1 protein-coding gene is annotated in these 380 nt (G+C 67.4%); it reads right to left on the minus strand.

Translation table 11 applies throughout. The features are described 5' to 3' along the window. A partial coding sequence (locus tag ACPXB3_RS22550; RefSeq protein ID WP_425729875.1) for a DUF222 domain-containing protein occupies window positions 1–380 on the minus strand: 380 nt, incomplete at both ends.

The following is a 380-nucleotide window of genomic DNA, read 5'->3' on the forward strand; positions in this document are numbered from 1 at the left end:
GCGAGGGGTCCGTCGCGGTAGATGCCGGTGGTGTAGTGGCCGAGTTTGTCGCCGACCATCCGGTTGTGTTTCGGGCAGGCGGGTGCGAGGTCGTCGATGTTGGTGAGCCCGCCCTTCGCGTAGTCGAGGGTGGCGTGGTGGATTTCCGAGTGCGCGGCCGGTTGTGAGCAGCCGGGGTGTGAGCACACTTGTCCGTCGGGTTTGGCGAACAGGGCGATGCGTTGCCCGCGGCTCGCGAGCCGGGCGCGACCCAAATACAGGGGCACGGTGGTGTGCTCGCCGAAGACCGCCAACCAGGGTTGCGCGTCGGCGGCCAACCGGATGACGTCTTTGATGGGCAGCAGGCTGTTGGTGGCGGTGACGCCGTGGCCGGTTTCGTT

The organism is Gordonia sp. DT219 (assembly GCF_049847065.1).
Taxonomy (GTDB): Bacteria; Actinomycetota; Actinomycetes; order Mycobacteriales; family Mycobacteriaceae; genus Gordonia.